Below are 13,550 nucleotides of genomic sequence, written 5' to 3' on the forward strand. Positions count from 1 at the left end.
CCCTCCTGACGCGCATCGCGATCGTCTCGAGACTGTTTTCCGGCAGGATGGCGTAGGTGACTCGCCTGGACCTGCCCAAACCGAAGATGGTTGCCACCGATGTCGACGGCACCCTCATTGATCACGACGAGCGGGTCACCGCGCGGACCAAGGCGGCGATCGACGCCCTGGTCGCCGATGGCGTGCCGTTCGTCCTCGCGACCGGTCGGCCGCCGCGCTGGATCGATCCGGTGGTCGACGGTCTCGGTTACGCGCCGTTGTGTGTCTGCGGCAACGGTGCGGTGATCTACGACAGTGCCACCGATCGGGTGCTGGCGAGCAAGACATTGGACGTGGAGACCCTGGTGTGGATCGCGGATCTGGCCGAACGCGCGCTGCCCGGCTGCGGTCTCGCCGCCGAACGCGTCGGCGCCCGCGCGCACGACGCGGTGACGCCGCAGTTCGTGAGCTCGCCCGAATACGAACACGCCTGGCTGAATCCTGACGACACCGCCGTGTCCCGCAGCGAGGTCATCGACGCGCCCGCGATCAAAATGCTGGTCCGACTACGCGGAACAAGCAGCGCCGATATGCGCGCGGTGCTCGCGCCACTGATCGGGGACCGCGCCGACATCACCTATTCGACCGATCACGGCCTGATCGAGCTGTCCGCACCGGGCGTCACCAAGGCCTCCGGGCTGGCCTCGGTGGCACAACGGCTAGGGGTGGAGCATTCGACGATCATCGCGTTCGGCGATATGCCCAACGATGTTCCGATGCTCACCATGGTCGGGCACGGGGTGGCGATGGCCAACGCACACCCGGAGGCGCTTGCCGCCGCCAACGAGGTCACCGCGGCGAATTCGGAGGACGGGGTTGCGCGGGTGCTGGAACGCTGGTGGGTCTGAGTCGGCTCGGTTGGTCTCGGGTGGACCAATCGATGGCGGCTCAATATGTTGTGCTGCAACAACTTTCGAAACATTGCAGCGGTGGGTCCTACTCCGGGGCCGGACCGGCTTCTGGTGCGGGCACAGTCTCTGGTGCCGAAGCGACCCCCGGTGTCGAAGCGGTCTCGGGTGCCGGAGCGACCCCCGGGGCCGGAGCGGCCTCGGGTGCCGGTGCCGGATCAGCGCCATGTGCAGGAGCATCGCCCGGCACTGCGGTAGGTGCGACGCCGGGCGCCGGTGCGGGCGCCGGTCCGGGTGCGGCGATCCGGTTGTTCGGTTTGCGCCCCATTTCCTGCTGGTAGGTGTCGTTGTAGGTCTTCCACACCGTGGTGACGATGCCGGTCAGCTGGTTGAAAACCAGTGAGCCGTATTGGAAGTCCGAACGCAGGCCATTGGGCACCGGGTAGGAATTGCTCAGCGGCAGGCCGAGCACGCCCGCGTCGGCGCCGAGTGCGAGGAAGCGGTCGAGGAGCGCACCCATCACCGCGTACACCTGGCCGTCGGGTGCGGAATACACATACCCATTGGTGAACTTGGCGTACTGCTGGCCCTGGGCCGCCGGAAGCAGCAGCGACTTCGCGGCGCCGAGCATGCCGGTCGGGCCGCCGTGGTCGAACCAGTACCTGGCGATTCCGCTCTCGTTCACTATGGCGAGCAGCTCGTTGGTCAGCGCGGCAAGCGTGGCGAGGTCGGACTGCGCATGCGGTGCGGTCTGTTGCTGAGTGCCGTTCTGCGTCTGCGTATTACCGGTCTGCGGTTGGGTGGTCTGTGCTGGCGCGCTGGAATGTCCCGCGCCGCTCGCGGCGATGTCGCGAATGCGATCCATCATCGCGTAGGCGGCGTCACCGGGGCAGCTGGTGTTGCCGACGTCGCGGTGCGCGAACACTATCGGCAGCCGGACGCTCTCACCTTGGGCGTAGGAGGTGAATTCGGTGCCTTCGGAGTACATGGTGGTGTACCCCTTCGGGTCGAGGCCCGCGACCTTCGTCTTCCAGCCGACGAACTTGCCGATGGCGTTGATCGCCTCGTCCGAGGGCTCCTCCGACTCGTAGTTGCCCATCAACGACACACCCGAGGTGTTTTCGTTGAATCCGCCCGCATGCGCGCCCTGCACCGGGCGATCTAGTCCGCCGAAGCGACCCTCGAAGATCTGTCCGTACTTGTCGACGAGGGCGTTGTAGCCGATGTCGCACCAGCCCAACGTTGTTGCGTGATAGGCGTAGATCGCGCGGACGATGCCCGCGGACTCGGCCTTGCTGTAGTCGTTGCGCCCCGCGGTGTGGTGCACGGTCACCGCGCCGACGCCGTCCGCGTCGTAGGTCGGCTCCTCGCAGCGGATCGATTCGTCGGCGCCCCACTGGGCGCGGGTGATCACGTTCGGGCCGCCGCCGGGCAGTGCCGCGGCGACGTTGGACAGTTCGCCGTCGATGGCGCCGCGGCCGGGATCGATGAGGACCGCGTTCATGGCCGCGGCATTGATCTGGGCCGGGTCGTCGGAGCGCGCGGCGGCAGGTGTCGGCGGCATAGGGGTCGCGGGCTCCTGCGGCATTGTCGACGCAACGGGCTTGCGGGTCACCAGGATCTGCACGGCCTCCGTGTCGCCGACATAGATCGGTTCCGTACCGGTGGTGCCGCCTGCCGGGGCATGGTCGGTGCGCCGGGTGTCGACGGCCTCGGTGTCGTACCAGGGCCCCCATGCGCCGTCGGGTTGGCGGGCCCGGACCATGGCGTTGGTGTTCACCAGATCTTTTGCCGTGAGTGCGACCACGCTGAACGGTGTTTCGCGGCTGAGTTCTTTGACCTGCGCGCCGACCTGGTCGACCAGGTCGGGCGGGACGGCGCCGGGCGCCAATGCCGGTGTGTCGGGGGTAGTTCCCGGTTCCAGCAGGCTGGTGTCGGCGATGAAGCTCGCGATCGGGGCGCGGCCCGGGATCGGCGGCGTGGGAGCCGTTCGGCTCGGGGCGGTGTACTGGCCGGCGTTGGGGCGCTGTCCGGGAGCTGTTGGAAACTGCCCGGGAGCGAATTCGCTCTGACCAGGGATATTTCGGCTCGAACCGGAATTCGGGCTGGGGCCCGGCGCTGTCGGGCTCTGGCCGGAATTGAGCTTGGGTAATGGAATTTCCCGGGGTAGCTGAATGCCTGGTGGCAGCGGCAGACCATCGGGAATCCGTAGCGACGATGGCAATGGCAGCATGCGCAGGTCGGACAGATGCAGGTCCGGCAGGTCGAGGCCGGTGAGATCCCGCAGCGGGAGCGTGATGTCGGGGGCGGAGGCCAGCGCCATTTCGGCGAGTTGTGCGGGTACAGCAGCCAGCTCGCTATCGGTGGTCGAGCGGTAATCGCTGGAATCGCTCATGGTCAATGCTGCGAGCGGGGCCGCTACCGCGAGCGTGGTGACAACCGGGATTACGTAGGAACGTTTCGGTTTGCGGTACGGCACGAGCATCTCCAATCAGGTCGAACCGGCGATCTGTGAAAAAGAAGTCATGCTTGCTTCCTGATGCCTCAACAATCACACTAGTTTACAACTGTCACATATCTAAACCTCTTGTTGAGGATTAATATGATTGCTCGAATGTAGCTCTCGGATTGCGACCGGATGGCGCGACATGCCGACAGGCAGGCAACCGATCCGGTCCTGGAAACCGTGGGAGTGAACGGATGCGACGCAGACAGCACCGAAATGAAAGCGCACGGGCGCAGCGACAATTACCGGCGAAATGGGGTGCGCGCATACCGCGCTCGGTCCGCGGATATCGCGGCCCGATGGCACGGTCCGTAATATCCGTGCGTCCGGTGCTGATCACCGGTGGTGTGCTGCTCGCTGTGGGTGTACTTCTCGCATTCTGGGGTTGGCCAGGGCAAACGGGATATCGACCGCTGGCCGGGCCCGGGCACGGACGTGGCATGAGTCAGGTCGGCGCGTTCGACAGCGCGCTCGAGGGGTTGTCGGCCGAACGGATTCTCGAGCACTACTACCCGGGCGCAGACCTTGGCCGGATCCCGCACACCACGGTCGCGGTGCGGCTCATCGAACAGGACGACTCCACCCTGGACGCCTACGCCGAAGCCGGCGGTCGGGTCGCGGGACGGGAGCTCGCCGCAGGCCAGGCCGCTCATCTCACAGCGTTGGCCGACGGCGGCGCGAATGTGGTCGTCACCACCGGCTGTGATGGCGAGGTGGTGTGGCACTCCACGACCGACGACCCGTGGATCTATCCGCTCGACCGAACGCCCGGCAGACCCGCCGCTGAACATCTGACCCTGTGCGGCGGCTTTGCGTACCGGGGCGCGCTCGGTGTGGCGACGGAGAACGGCGAGGCGCACACGGTCAACCGGGTCGACGTGGAGGACTACCTGCTCGGTGTGGTGCCCGCCGAGGTGCAGGCCAATTGGGCGGACAAAGGTGCGGCGGAAGCCCTTCGCGCTCAAGCGATCGCAGCTCGTTCGTATGCCCTTGCCGAACACCGCTACCCCTACGCGCAGACCTGCGACACCACCGACTGTCAGGCATATCCCGGTACCGACAAGGAAGATCCGCGTGCGGCGGCCGCGGTAGTCGCCACCGCGGGCATGGTCCTGCTACGTGACGGACGGATCCTGCGTGCGGAATACTCCGCCGCGCCCGACGGTGGCGAGCCGGCCGATATCTATACCTTCGCCGTCGGCCCGACGCCGGGCGAATTGGGGCCGTTGCCAGTCGAACCCGGACCCGCCGACCAGACAGTCTTTGCTCCATCGGATCCGCGCACCCGGACCGTCGTCGGTGAGTCGCCGATCGATATCGAGTACCGGCGGATCGGCGGCGTGAACAGCTCGGTCGGACAGCCTTTGGGGCCCGAGATGGCGCTGCCACAGCAGGCGGGCACCTATCGGATGTTCACCAATGGCATCATCGTTTCGACGCCGACGCTCGGTGCTCGGGTCGTCGACTTCACCAGGCTGATGGAGCTGGTGCCCGAGTCGCCGGCCGATCAGGCGACGTCTTCGGGTGCCGCCGTGCCGTTTGCCGATGCGATGTCGCCCGCGAGCATCGTTGCGCCGGGGCACACCGTCGCACCGAAAACCGCGTCGACCCCGACGCCAGGTCCGACGCCGAACACTGCCATCCCGTCCGGCGGTCCGACCGGAGACGAACGCCGATCGGTTCGATGACATTGCCCGAGAAGTGTTTTCGAGGCCGAGGGTTTCCGAAGCCGCCGGCGTGTCGGGCGGTTCGTCTTTCGCGCGAAAGCTGACCCCGAAGCGGCGGTGCAGGTCAATCCAGCGAGGTGTCGCCCAGGGACTCGGACAGGTTGCGCAACAGGCCCGCCAGCTGTTCGCGCGCCGCGGGATCCAGCGTCTTCAGCATGCGCTGCTCATTTGCCATGTGGAGGGGGAGTAGGTCGTCGATCAGGGTGCGGCCGGTCGGGGTGAGCTGAACCCGGACCGATCGGCGGTCCTCGGGATCGGGCATGCGTTCCACCAGACCCTTGGCTGCGAGTCGGTCGATGCGATTGGTGATCGCGCCGGAGGTCACCATGGCCGCTCGGTTCAAAGCGCCTGCGGTGAGCCCGGTTTCGCCGCCGGAGCGCCGCAGCGTGGCCAGCACGTCGAACTCCCAGAACTCCATGCCGTGGCCCGCGAAGAACTTCTTCAGGTCCTGTTCGACCACGCGCGACAGGCGGCTGATCCGCCCGATCACCTGCATCGGTGAGACATCCACATCGGGGCGTTCGCGGCTCCAGTGTTCGGTGATCAGGTCCACAGCGTCTCCCATGAGAGCTCCTCTCGCTCTTAAGAATCTTAACATTAATCAACTTGACGATGAGACACCTGGTGCGGTAGATATTTCAACGTTGAGATTATCAATGAGGAGCGACCGACATGACCACAACCACCGCCCCGCGCGCCGCAGGTTCCTACGCGGGCACCCTGGCGCTCACCGCCCTGACCCCGATCGTCTGGGGCTCGACCTATGCCGTCACCACCGAGTTCCTGCCCCCGGACCGGCCGCTGTTCACCGCGCTCATGCGTGCGCTGCCCGCCGGGCTCGTGCTGCTCGCCCTCACGCGGGTGCTGCCCCGCGGCATCTGGATCGGACGGGCCGCGGTGCTCGGCATCCTCAATATCGGGGCGTTCTTCCCGCTGCTGTTCCTGGCCGCTTACCGGCTGCCGGGCGGTGTCGCGGGCGTGCTCGGTGCGGTGGCGCCGATGATCGCACTCGGCTTCGCGGCGATGGTGCTCGCGGAGAAGCCGACCGGGCGCAAGATCATCGCCGGTCTGGTCGGTGTTTTCGGCGTCGCACTCGTGGTGCTGCGGGGCAATGCCGAACTCGACACGCTCGGAGTGATCGCCGGACTCGCCGGCGCCGCGTCGATGTCGTTGGGTACGGTGCTCACCAAGCGCTGGGGACGGCCCGATGGTGTCGGTCCACTCGCGCTCACCGGCTGGCAGCTCACCGCGGGCGGATTGTTCATCGCGCCGCTGGCCGTCCTGATCGAGGGCGCGCCGCCCGCGCTCGACGGCCGTGCAGTCGGTGGCTACCTGTACCTCGGCATCATCGGCACCGCGGTGGCGTACTGGCTGTGGTTCCGCGGCATCTCCCGGGTGCCTGCCACCTCGATCGCCTTCCTCGGGCTGCTCAGTCCGGTGTCGGCGGCGGTGATCGGCTGGGTCGCGCTCGGTCAGGCGCTTACTCCCCTGCAGGTGCTCGGCATGGTGATCGCGTTGGTCGGCACCCTGCTCGGTCAGCTGGCAGGCAAGCCTGCACCCGCGGCGCTGCCCGAAGAGCCGGGTGCGCCGGTGCCCGTCCCGGCCCGCTAGGAGTTCGCCGAGAAAAGTATTGACATTGACGTAACGTCAACTTGCAAGCTGGTAGTACCGACGAGAACGAAGGGAAAGGGTCATGACATCGGCCACCCGCACCGGCGAATGGTCCATCCAGGACCTGGCCAAAGCGGCAGGCACCACCAGCCGGACACTGCGCCACTACGGGCAGCTCGGGCTACTGCCGCCGAGCCGAATCGGCGCCAACGGGTACCGCTACTACGACCAGAACTCCCTAGTGCGACTGCAACGCATCCTGCTGCTGCGAGAACTCGGCCTCGGCCTGCCTGCCATCGCCGAAGTTCTTGCCGGACAACAGGGCACCACCACCGCACTGCGCGCGCATCTGGAACTGCTACGGCAGGAACAGGATCGGATCCGGCGCCAGATCGAATCGGTGACCACCACGCTGCACAAGACGGAACGAGGTGAACAACTCATGGCAGCAGAAGTTTTCGATGGGTTCGACCACACCCAATACAAGGATGAGGTGATCGAACGCTGGGGCAAGGACGCCTACGAGAGCGGCGACCGTTGGTGGCGTTCGCTGAGTGAGGCCGACAAGAAGGCACACCAGCAAACGCATATCGACATCGCGGCCGACTACGGCCGGGCGCGCGCCGCAGGGCGCACACCCGACAGTGACGAGGTCCAGGCCATCGCACAACGACACCGTGACTGGCTCGGCGACGGCTGGCAGCTCACTGCCGAAGCCTTCATCGGTCTCGGCGAAATGTACGTCGCCGACCCGCGGTTCAGGAAGAACTACGACCTACACGGCGAGGGCACAGCCGAATTCGTGCGTGACGCGATGAAGGTTTATGCCGAGAACCGGCTGCGGTAGCCGGAAACTATTCGGTCGCAACAAGGTAGAGCGCCCGCATGTCACAGGACATGCGGGCGCTTTCGGCTCGGCCGCGGCAGTAGACGCGCGTGGGCTGGTTGTTCGGCAGACCATCTCTGGGGATGGGCGCTCGAATATCGTGTGCCACTCGGCGGTGACTGTGTCGGCGGGAGAGGTCCACGCCGAGCACTCGATTCGAGTGCTCGCGGAGGGTAGAGTTCGCCAGCAGGGACGAGGGGGGCTCGATGAACTATCCGTATGGTCACGCAGGGAATCCGCAGCACATCTATCCGCAGGTGCCCGTCTATCCACAGCGGCCCGGCTACCCGCCGCCGCCCGGCTACCAGCCACGGCCCGGCGGCGGAACTGCCATCACCGCAGGGATATTGGCGCTGATCGGTGGTGTGCAGCACACGATCAGCACGGTGTTCGCGTTATTGGATTGGCGGGACCGCCACGGTCCGCTCACCGCGAGGGACGGCTCTATCGCGTCCACTCGGGTCCGGCTCGACACCGTCTACGCCGTGTGGTTCGGTGGCGTCGGACTCATCGCGTTTCTGCTGGTCCTCGGTGCCGTTCTGCTGTTGTGTCGCAAGCAGACCGGAAGGGTCATGGTGATTCTCGGAGCGGTTCTGGCATTGTTCGTCGCCGCCCTACCGATATTCGGCGTCGGCGCCCTCGGTGGCATCGACGCGCTCGCCGATTCCGATCTTGCGATGGTCGTTGCGATCGGCGCGGGCCCTCCGCTGCTCACCTTGATTCTGGCCGCGTGGAGTTCGACAGGCCGCTGGATCGCTGCGGGCCGCCTGCCGCGATACCCGTAGCTGTTTCCGGGCTACCTGGATGTCCAGTGCGGACACCGATCACCGACTACGGTCGAGCTGTGGATGCCACTGTGAATTCGGGCGCAGCCCCGTACTCGGAACCGAGCGGAGTGCCGGCGACAGCGGCGGGGGTCCTCGGCCTTGTCCTCGGTGCGAGCAACCTGATCGGAGCGGGCATGCTGCTGATCGCATTCCGCAGCGACCCGGACGAATTCGACAACTCCCTCACCATCTTCGCGACCCTCGGCGCCCTGCTGTTGGCCTTCGCGCTGATCTACGGCGCAATCCTGCTGTTGCGCCGTGACGAGACCGGCCGCTATACCCTCACCGTCGCTTCGGGCCTGATGATGGCCATCGCCCTTGTCGCCCTTGCCTGTTCGCTCACCCACTACGAATTCAGATACGGCATCCACTGGTTCGGTGAAGGGACCCGCGCCGCCGACGCCCTCGAGTCGACATTCGGCCTGGTCGGCACCCTCACGGCCCTCGTTCACACGGACTGGCTCGCCGGCCTGACCGCAATGGTCGTCCCCCTCGTCACCTTCCTCACCGCGGCATCGAGCTACACCGCTCGTTGGGTAGCGGCACCCCCTCGCCGCCGCGCCGTTCCACATCTGGACGAGCCGGTCTACTGACGGCCTCGCGGCCCGCATTGCGCGATCTAACCGATCTGCTCAGCGTCGTGGACGGCTCGGTCTACTGACCGCGGAGCACACCTCGACTCTCTCGTCGAGCGAAACGGCTGTGGTCGGCATCGATCGTCATTGGTTGCGGCGCAACAGTATTCCGCGAACCGCGAACAGGTCGGATCATGTTGCTCGTCCTGTCGTGCACCGGAATCGTCGGCGGCTCGATCGGAATCATCGCCGGCCTCGGTTCCGGCGCCCCGATCGGCATCATCGATGGCCCCAGCAGTAGCTCGCATACCTGAGCGCCTTTCGATTCGCTCAGCCGCGCATGGCCTGCATCAGTTGGTCCTCGGTGATCGGGGGAACCGGGAGCGGGTGGGCGGCGGAGGCGCGGAGGCCGTCGAGGATCAGGGCCAGGTGGCGGCGCCAGAGGTCGGGGGCCACGGTGGCGGTGGCTTCGACTATGCGGGTGTGGGACCAGGTGATGAAGGCGATGTCCTCCAGGACCCAGTCGGGGCGCAGGACGCCGGCTTCCTGCGCGCGGATGATGATTCGGCGCATCAGGCCGTGGCCGTGTTCCTGGGCGTGCGCGATGGCGGCGCTGGGGGCTGCGCGCAGTGACAGGTCGCTGAGTAGGCGGTCACTCGCTTGGAGTTCGCAGACCTTCTCGACGAGGTAGGTGAAGGCGTCCCAGGGGTCGTCGATGGCGATGGCCTGTTCGGCGATGCGTCCGCCCGCTTCGATGCGGTCCTCGACGGCGGCGGCGATGAGGTCGTCGCGGGTGGGGAAGCGGTTGTAGAGGGTGCCGATGGCGACGCCGGCGCGGGCGGCGACCTCCTTCAGGGGTGCGTCGAGACCGCGTTCTTCGAACACTTCCCTGGCAGCGGTCACGAGCGCGTCCCTATTGCGGCGGGCGTCGCTGCGTAACGGCTTGTCCTCGGGCATTTGCCGATCCTACAAATCTGCTGCTCGATTTATCTTGAGCATGGGTTCAAGTTAATGCTACGGTCGCAGTGAACTTGAACCATGGCTCAACATAGTGAGGTAGTGGCATGACGAAGACGATCGCGATATTCGGGTTCGGGCCGGGGCTCGGCATGGGGACCGGGCGGCGGTTCGGCCGCGAGGGCTTCCGGGTCGCGGTGATCGGCCGGAATCCGGACAAGGCCGCGCAGCACGTCGAGGAGCTGGCCGCGGAAGGCATCGAGGCTGCCGCCTTTCCCGCGGATCTCACCGACGAAGCGCAGCTGCGCGGTGTGGTCGACGACATCACCGGCACGTTCGGGCAGATCGACGTCGCGCTGCACGGTGCGGCGGCCGACATGGCCGACCGGACCCCGACCACGCTGGACGTGGACGCGGCAGCCTTGCGCGTCCCGCTCGAACTGAAGCTCTACTCACCGATCTGGATGACCCGCGCGCTCGCACCCGCGATGGTCGAGCGCGGTGCGGGCACCTTGCTCTTCTCCTCCGGGTCGTCGGACCGGTTTGTGCTGCCCTATCTGTCCAACTTCGGCGTCATCCTCGGCGCGCAGCGCACCTATATCCGTCAACTCGACGTCGAACTCGCGGGCACCGGCGTCTATGTCGGACTGCTCAACATCGGCGTGCTGATCGGCAACAGCAAGGCCGAACGCATCGTCGACGAGCATCCCGAGCTGGTGCCGCCCGGTGTCGAGATCGCCAGAATGGGCAATGACGAACTGGGCGAACATTATTGGCGCATGTACACCGAGCGCACCGAGGTCGAGGTGGAGGTCGGCTTCCCCGACTGACGCTGGTTCGTCCGAGCAGTGACTACACCGCGCACATCGACTGCATGACGCCCTTCATGACCGGCGCGCCATAGGTCGTCGGGGCGAAGGCGAGGGTCTGCACGATCGACAGCGGGGTCGTGACCGACGCCGCGACGCCGGTGAACCCGAGCACCGTGGCGCCCGCGGTCAGCAGCAAGCTGGTTACATCCAAGGCCAACGTCGCGAGGTCGAAGGCATGCTCGACGCGAACCTCGGACAGCGGCACAGTGTCGAGCGCCTTGCCCTCGTAGATGCCGAAGCCGAGGTTGGTGAGGAAGGTCAGCGGTCCGTAATCCATCGCGCTGACCAACGGGCCGAGCTCTTCGGTGCGGCGCAGCAGCGCGATCTCGGCGACGCGGTTTTCGCGCAGGAAGTTTTGCACAGAGTCGGCGGCGGCGTTCATGGCCGGACGGTCCAGCGGCAGGTCGGCGTGCTCGAGGAAGTTTCGGGTGCGTTCGACCAGGGTGTGGGTGGTCAGCTCGGCCAGCGGCGTGCAGGAGCCGTCGGCGCGGATCAGGGTATTGGCGAGATCCACGATGGGCGCGGGCACTTCGACGCGCTCGGTGCCGATCTCGGATTCGTCGAGCACCAGCTTCGGGTAGGCGTTCGGCGCGGCGCAGTTGGCAGCGATGAAGTCCTGCACCTTGCGTGCCAGCAGCTTCACACCGCTGAACGCCGCGCCGACCACCGGCTTCAGGAGGAAACCGACGCTGGGCACCAAGCTCGCTGCCAGCTGGGTCGGGATCTTCACGATTCGGGTAGCGAGGACGAACACCTCGATCGCATCGTTCACGGTGAGCCGCGACACCGACATGGTGGTGTCGAGCCGCCCGGTGCGCACCGCGTCGAGGCCGTTGACCAGGTAGGTGACGATCGGATCGTCCAGGAACTCCACCCGTCCACCCGCCGTGGCCGGATCGATCGGCAACCCATCTCGATGGACTCGAACCGCGGCGATGGTGCCGCGGAAGTCGGTGACGGTGCGGTCGAAGTCGCCGAGCCGGTCGATCGGAACCATGGTGCGCACGGCGGTCGCGGCGGCGGTCACCACATCGTCGAAGGTCGGCGCGCCTGTCACGCACAGCCCCGCGCCGTCGGCGATCGGTGTGCCTGCCAGCGAGTCGGCCTCGGCGGCCTGTGCGGTGGGGACGAGGACCGCACTGCCGAGGACGGTGAACAGGGCGAGAAGCCCGATGAGTGGGGCGAGGGGGCGTGGCATCCGCATGTGCGAGGTCTTCCGGTCGATCGGGCGGTGGTGCGGCTCGAACCGGCATCCGCCAACAAACTGGACGCCCGCTCAATTCGAGTGCCTATGTAATAGCGGCTTTATTGCGGTCACATTGCGGTTTCGGCAAACTTTCGGCGAAATTCGGATGTTCTCCAGACGAAACCACCGGCTGGAGCAGGGCCGCTCAGCCCGCCCGGTGACTCCGCCAGGACAGCGCGGAGACTTCCGATACGCTGGGCTCCCGTGACCGCCGCATCGTCCTCGGGTAACTCCGTCCCCACCGCCTCACAGTTCGATCTGATCGTCGTCGGCTCCGGATTCTTCGGGCTGACCGTCGCCGAACGCACCGCCAACTTGCTCGGCAAGCGAGTGCTGGTGATCGACCGCCGCTACCACCTCGGTGGCAACGCCTATTCGGAGCCGGAGCCGGAAACCGGTATCGAGGTGCACAAGTACGGTGCGCACCTGTTCCACACCTCGAACAAGCGGGTGTGGGATTACGTCACCCAGTTCACCGAGTTCACCGGCTACCAGCACCGTGTCTTCGCGATGCACAAGGGGCAGGCCTACCAGTTCCCGATGGGTCTCGGCCTGATCTCCCAGTTCTTCGGTCGCTACTTCACCCCCGACGAGGCGCGCACGCTGATCGCCGAACAGGCCGCCGAGGTCGAGACCAAGGACGCGCAGAACCTGGAGGAAAAGGCGATCTCGCTGATCGGCCGCCCGCTCTACGAGGCGTTCGTCCGGGACTACACCGCCAAGCAGTGGCAGACCGACCCGAAGGAACTGCCCGCGGGCAATATCACCCGCCTGCCGGTGCGCTACACCTTCGACAACCGCTACTTCAACGACGCCTACGAGGGCCTGCCCGCACAGGGCTACACGAAGTGGCTGGAGAACATGGCCGCCGCCGACCTGATCGAGGTCAGGCTCGACACCGACTGGTTCGACGTGCGCGAGCAGATCCGCGCCGAGAACCCGGACGCACCGGTGGTCTACACCGGCCCGGTGGATCGCTACTTCGACTACAGCGAGGGCGAACTCGGCTGGCGCACCATCGATTTCGAGACCGAAGTGCTGCCGACCGGCGACTACCAGGGCACCTCGGTGGTGAACTACAACGATGCGGACGTGCCCTACACCCGCATCATCGAGCCGCGCCACTTCCACCCCGAGCGCGACAGCTACCCGAACGACAAGACCGTGATCATGCGCGAGTACTCCCGCTTCGCGCAGACCGGCGACGAGCCGTACTACCCGATCAATACTCCCGAGGACCGCGCCAAGCTCGCCGCTTACCGCGCCCTCGCCAAGAAGGAAACCGCAACGGAGAAGGTCCTTTTCGGCGGCCGCCTCGGCACCTATCAGTACCTTGACATGCACATGGCCATCGGCAGCGCGCTCAGCATGTTCGACAATGTGCTGCGGCCGCACCTGGAATCGGGCGAGCTGCTCGCGGATGAGGCGTAGATGAGTCACACTCGCGAAGCCCGGC

12 protein-coding genes are annotated in these 13,550 nt (G+C 66.3%); 8 read left to right on the forward strand and 4 right to left on the reverse strand.

All coding sequences use genetic code 11. The features are described from left to right. Positions 1-86 precede the first annotated feature (86 nt). Entirely contained in the window at positions 87-887 is an 801-nt protein-coding gene (locus OHA42_RS05825) for an HAD family hydrolase (RefSeq protein WP_406239111.1), read from the forward strand. 88 nt (positions 888-975) lie between these two features. Here the strand turns inward: OHA42_RS05825 and OHA42_RS05830 are convergent, their stop codons facing one another. Then, a complete protein-coding gene (locus OHA42_RS05830; protein WP_406235206.1) occupies positions 976-3,372 on the reverse strand; it encodes an N-acetylmuramoyl-L-alanine amidase in 2,397 nt (798 codons plus the stop codon). A gap of 320 nt (positions 3,373-3,692) precedes the next feature. On the opposite strand from OHA42_RS05830, the gene OHA42_RS05835 reads away from it, so the two are divergent. Continuing rightward, positions 3,693-5,081 carry a SpoIID/LytB domain-containing protein gene (locus OHA42_RS05835; RefSeq protein ID WP_406235208.1) on the forward strand — a complete coding sequence of 463 codons (1,389 nt, stop codon included), beginning with the start codon at positions 3,693-3,695 and terminating at the stop codon, positions 5,079-5,081. Positions 5,082-5,184: 103 nt separating this feature from the next. On the opposite strand, the gene OHA42_RS05840 is transcribed toward OHA42_RS05835, so the two are convergent. Beyond that, complete coding sequence (locus OHA42_RS05840; RefSeq protein WP_406235210.1) at positions 5,185-5,685, reverse strand: MarR family winged helix-turn-helix transcriptional regulator; 501 nt, start codon at positions 5,683-5,685, stop codon at positions 5,185-5,187. A 107-nt stretch (positions 5,686-5,792) separates the two neighbouring features. On the opposite strand from OHA42_RS05840, the gene OHA42_RS05845 reads away from it, so the two are divergent. The 4 genes from OHA42_RS05845 (at position 5,793) to OHA42_RS05860 (ending at position 9,037) form a co-directional block, all read left to right on the forward strand. Next, on the forward strand, positions 5,793-6,731 hold the full coding sequence (locus OHA42_RS05845; RefSeq protein WP_406235211.1) for an EamA family transporter: 939 nt from the start codon (positions 5,793-5,795) through the stop codon (positions 6,729-6,731). A gap of 82 nt (positions 6,732-6,813) precedes the next feature. Beyond that, on the forward strand, positions 6,814-7,578 hold the full coding sequence (locus OHA42_RS05850; protein WP_406235213.1) for a MerR family transcriptional regulator: 765 nt from the start codon (positions 6,814-6,816) through the stop codon (positions 7,576-7,578). Positions 7,579-7,823: 245 nt separating this feature from the next. After that, complete coding sequence (locus OHA42_RS05855) at positions 7,824-8,402, forward strand: hypothetical protein (RefSeq protein ID WP_406235215.1); 579 nt, start codon at positions 7,824-7,826, stop codon at positions 8,400-8,402. A gap of 59 nt (positions 8,403-8,461) precedes the next feature. Then, on the forward strand, positions 8,462-9,037 hold the full coding sequence (locus OHA42_RS05860; RefSeq protein WP_406235216.1) for a hypothetical protein: 576 nt from the start codon (positions 8,462-8,464) through the stop codon (positions 9,035-9,037). A gap of 312 nt (positions 9,038-9,349) precedes the next feature. Here OHA42_RS05860 and OHA42_RS05865 read toward each other — a convergent pair whose 3' ends face one another. After that, positions 9,350-9,976: a TetR/AcrR family transcriptional regulator gene (locus OHA42_RS05865; RefSeq protein WP_406235217.1), complete on the reverse strand. Its 627-nt coding sequence runs from the start codon at positions 9,974-9,976 to the stop codon at positions 9,350-9,352. A 107-nt stretch (positions 9,977-10,083) separates the two neighbouring features. Here OHA42_RS05865 and OHA42_RS05870 point away from each other — a divergent pair, with 107 nt between their 5' ends. Next, complete coding sequence (locus OHA42_RS05870) at positions 10,084-10,806, forward strand: SDR family NAD(P)-dependent oxidoreductase (protein ID WP_406235219.1); 723 nt, start codon at positions 10,084-10,086, stop codon at positions 10,804-10,806. Positions 10,807-10,828: 22 nt separating this feature from the next. Here the strand turns inward: OHA42_RS05870 and OHA42_RS05875 are convergent, their stop codons facing one another. Further along, positions 10,829-12,052 carry a hypothetical protein gene (locus tag OHA42_RS05875; RefSeq protein WP_406235221.1) on the reverse strand — a complete coding sequence of 408 codons (1,224 nt, stop codon included), beginning with the start codon at positions 12,050-12,052 and terminating at the stop codon, positions 10,829-10,831. Between the two features lie 246 nt (positions 12,053-12,298). On the opposite strand from OHA42_RS05875, the gene glf reads away from it, so the two are divergent. Next, the gene (gene glf / locus OHA42_RS05880) at positions 12,299-13,525 is read left to right on the forward strand and encodes a UDP-galactopyranose mutase (protein WP_406235222.1); all 1,227 of its coding nucleotides are present in this window, start codon (positions 12,299-12,301) and stop codon (positions 13,523-13,525) included. Positions 13,526-13,550 lie beyond the last annotated feature (25 nt).

Source organism: Nocardia sp. NBC_01009 (assembly GCF_045208035.1).
GTDB lineage: Bacteria > Actinomycetota > Actinomycetes > Mycobacteriales > Mycobacteriaceae > Nocardia.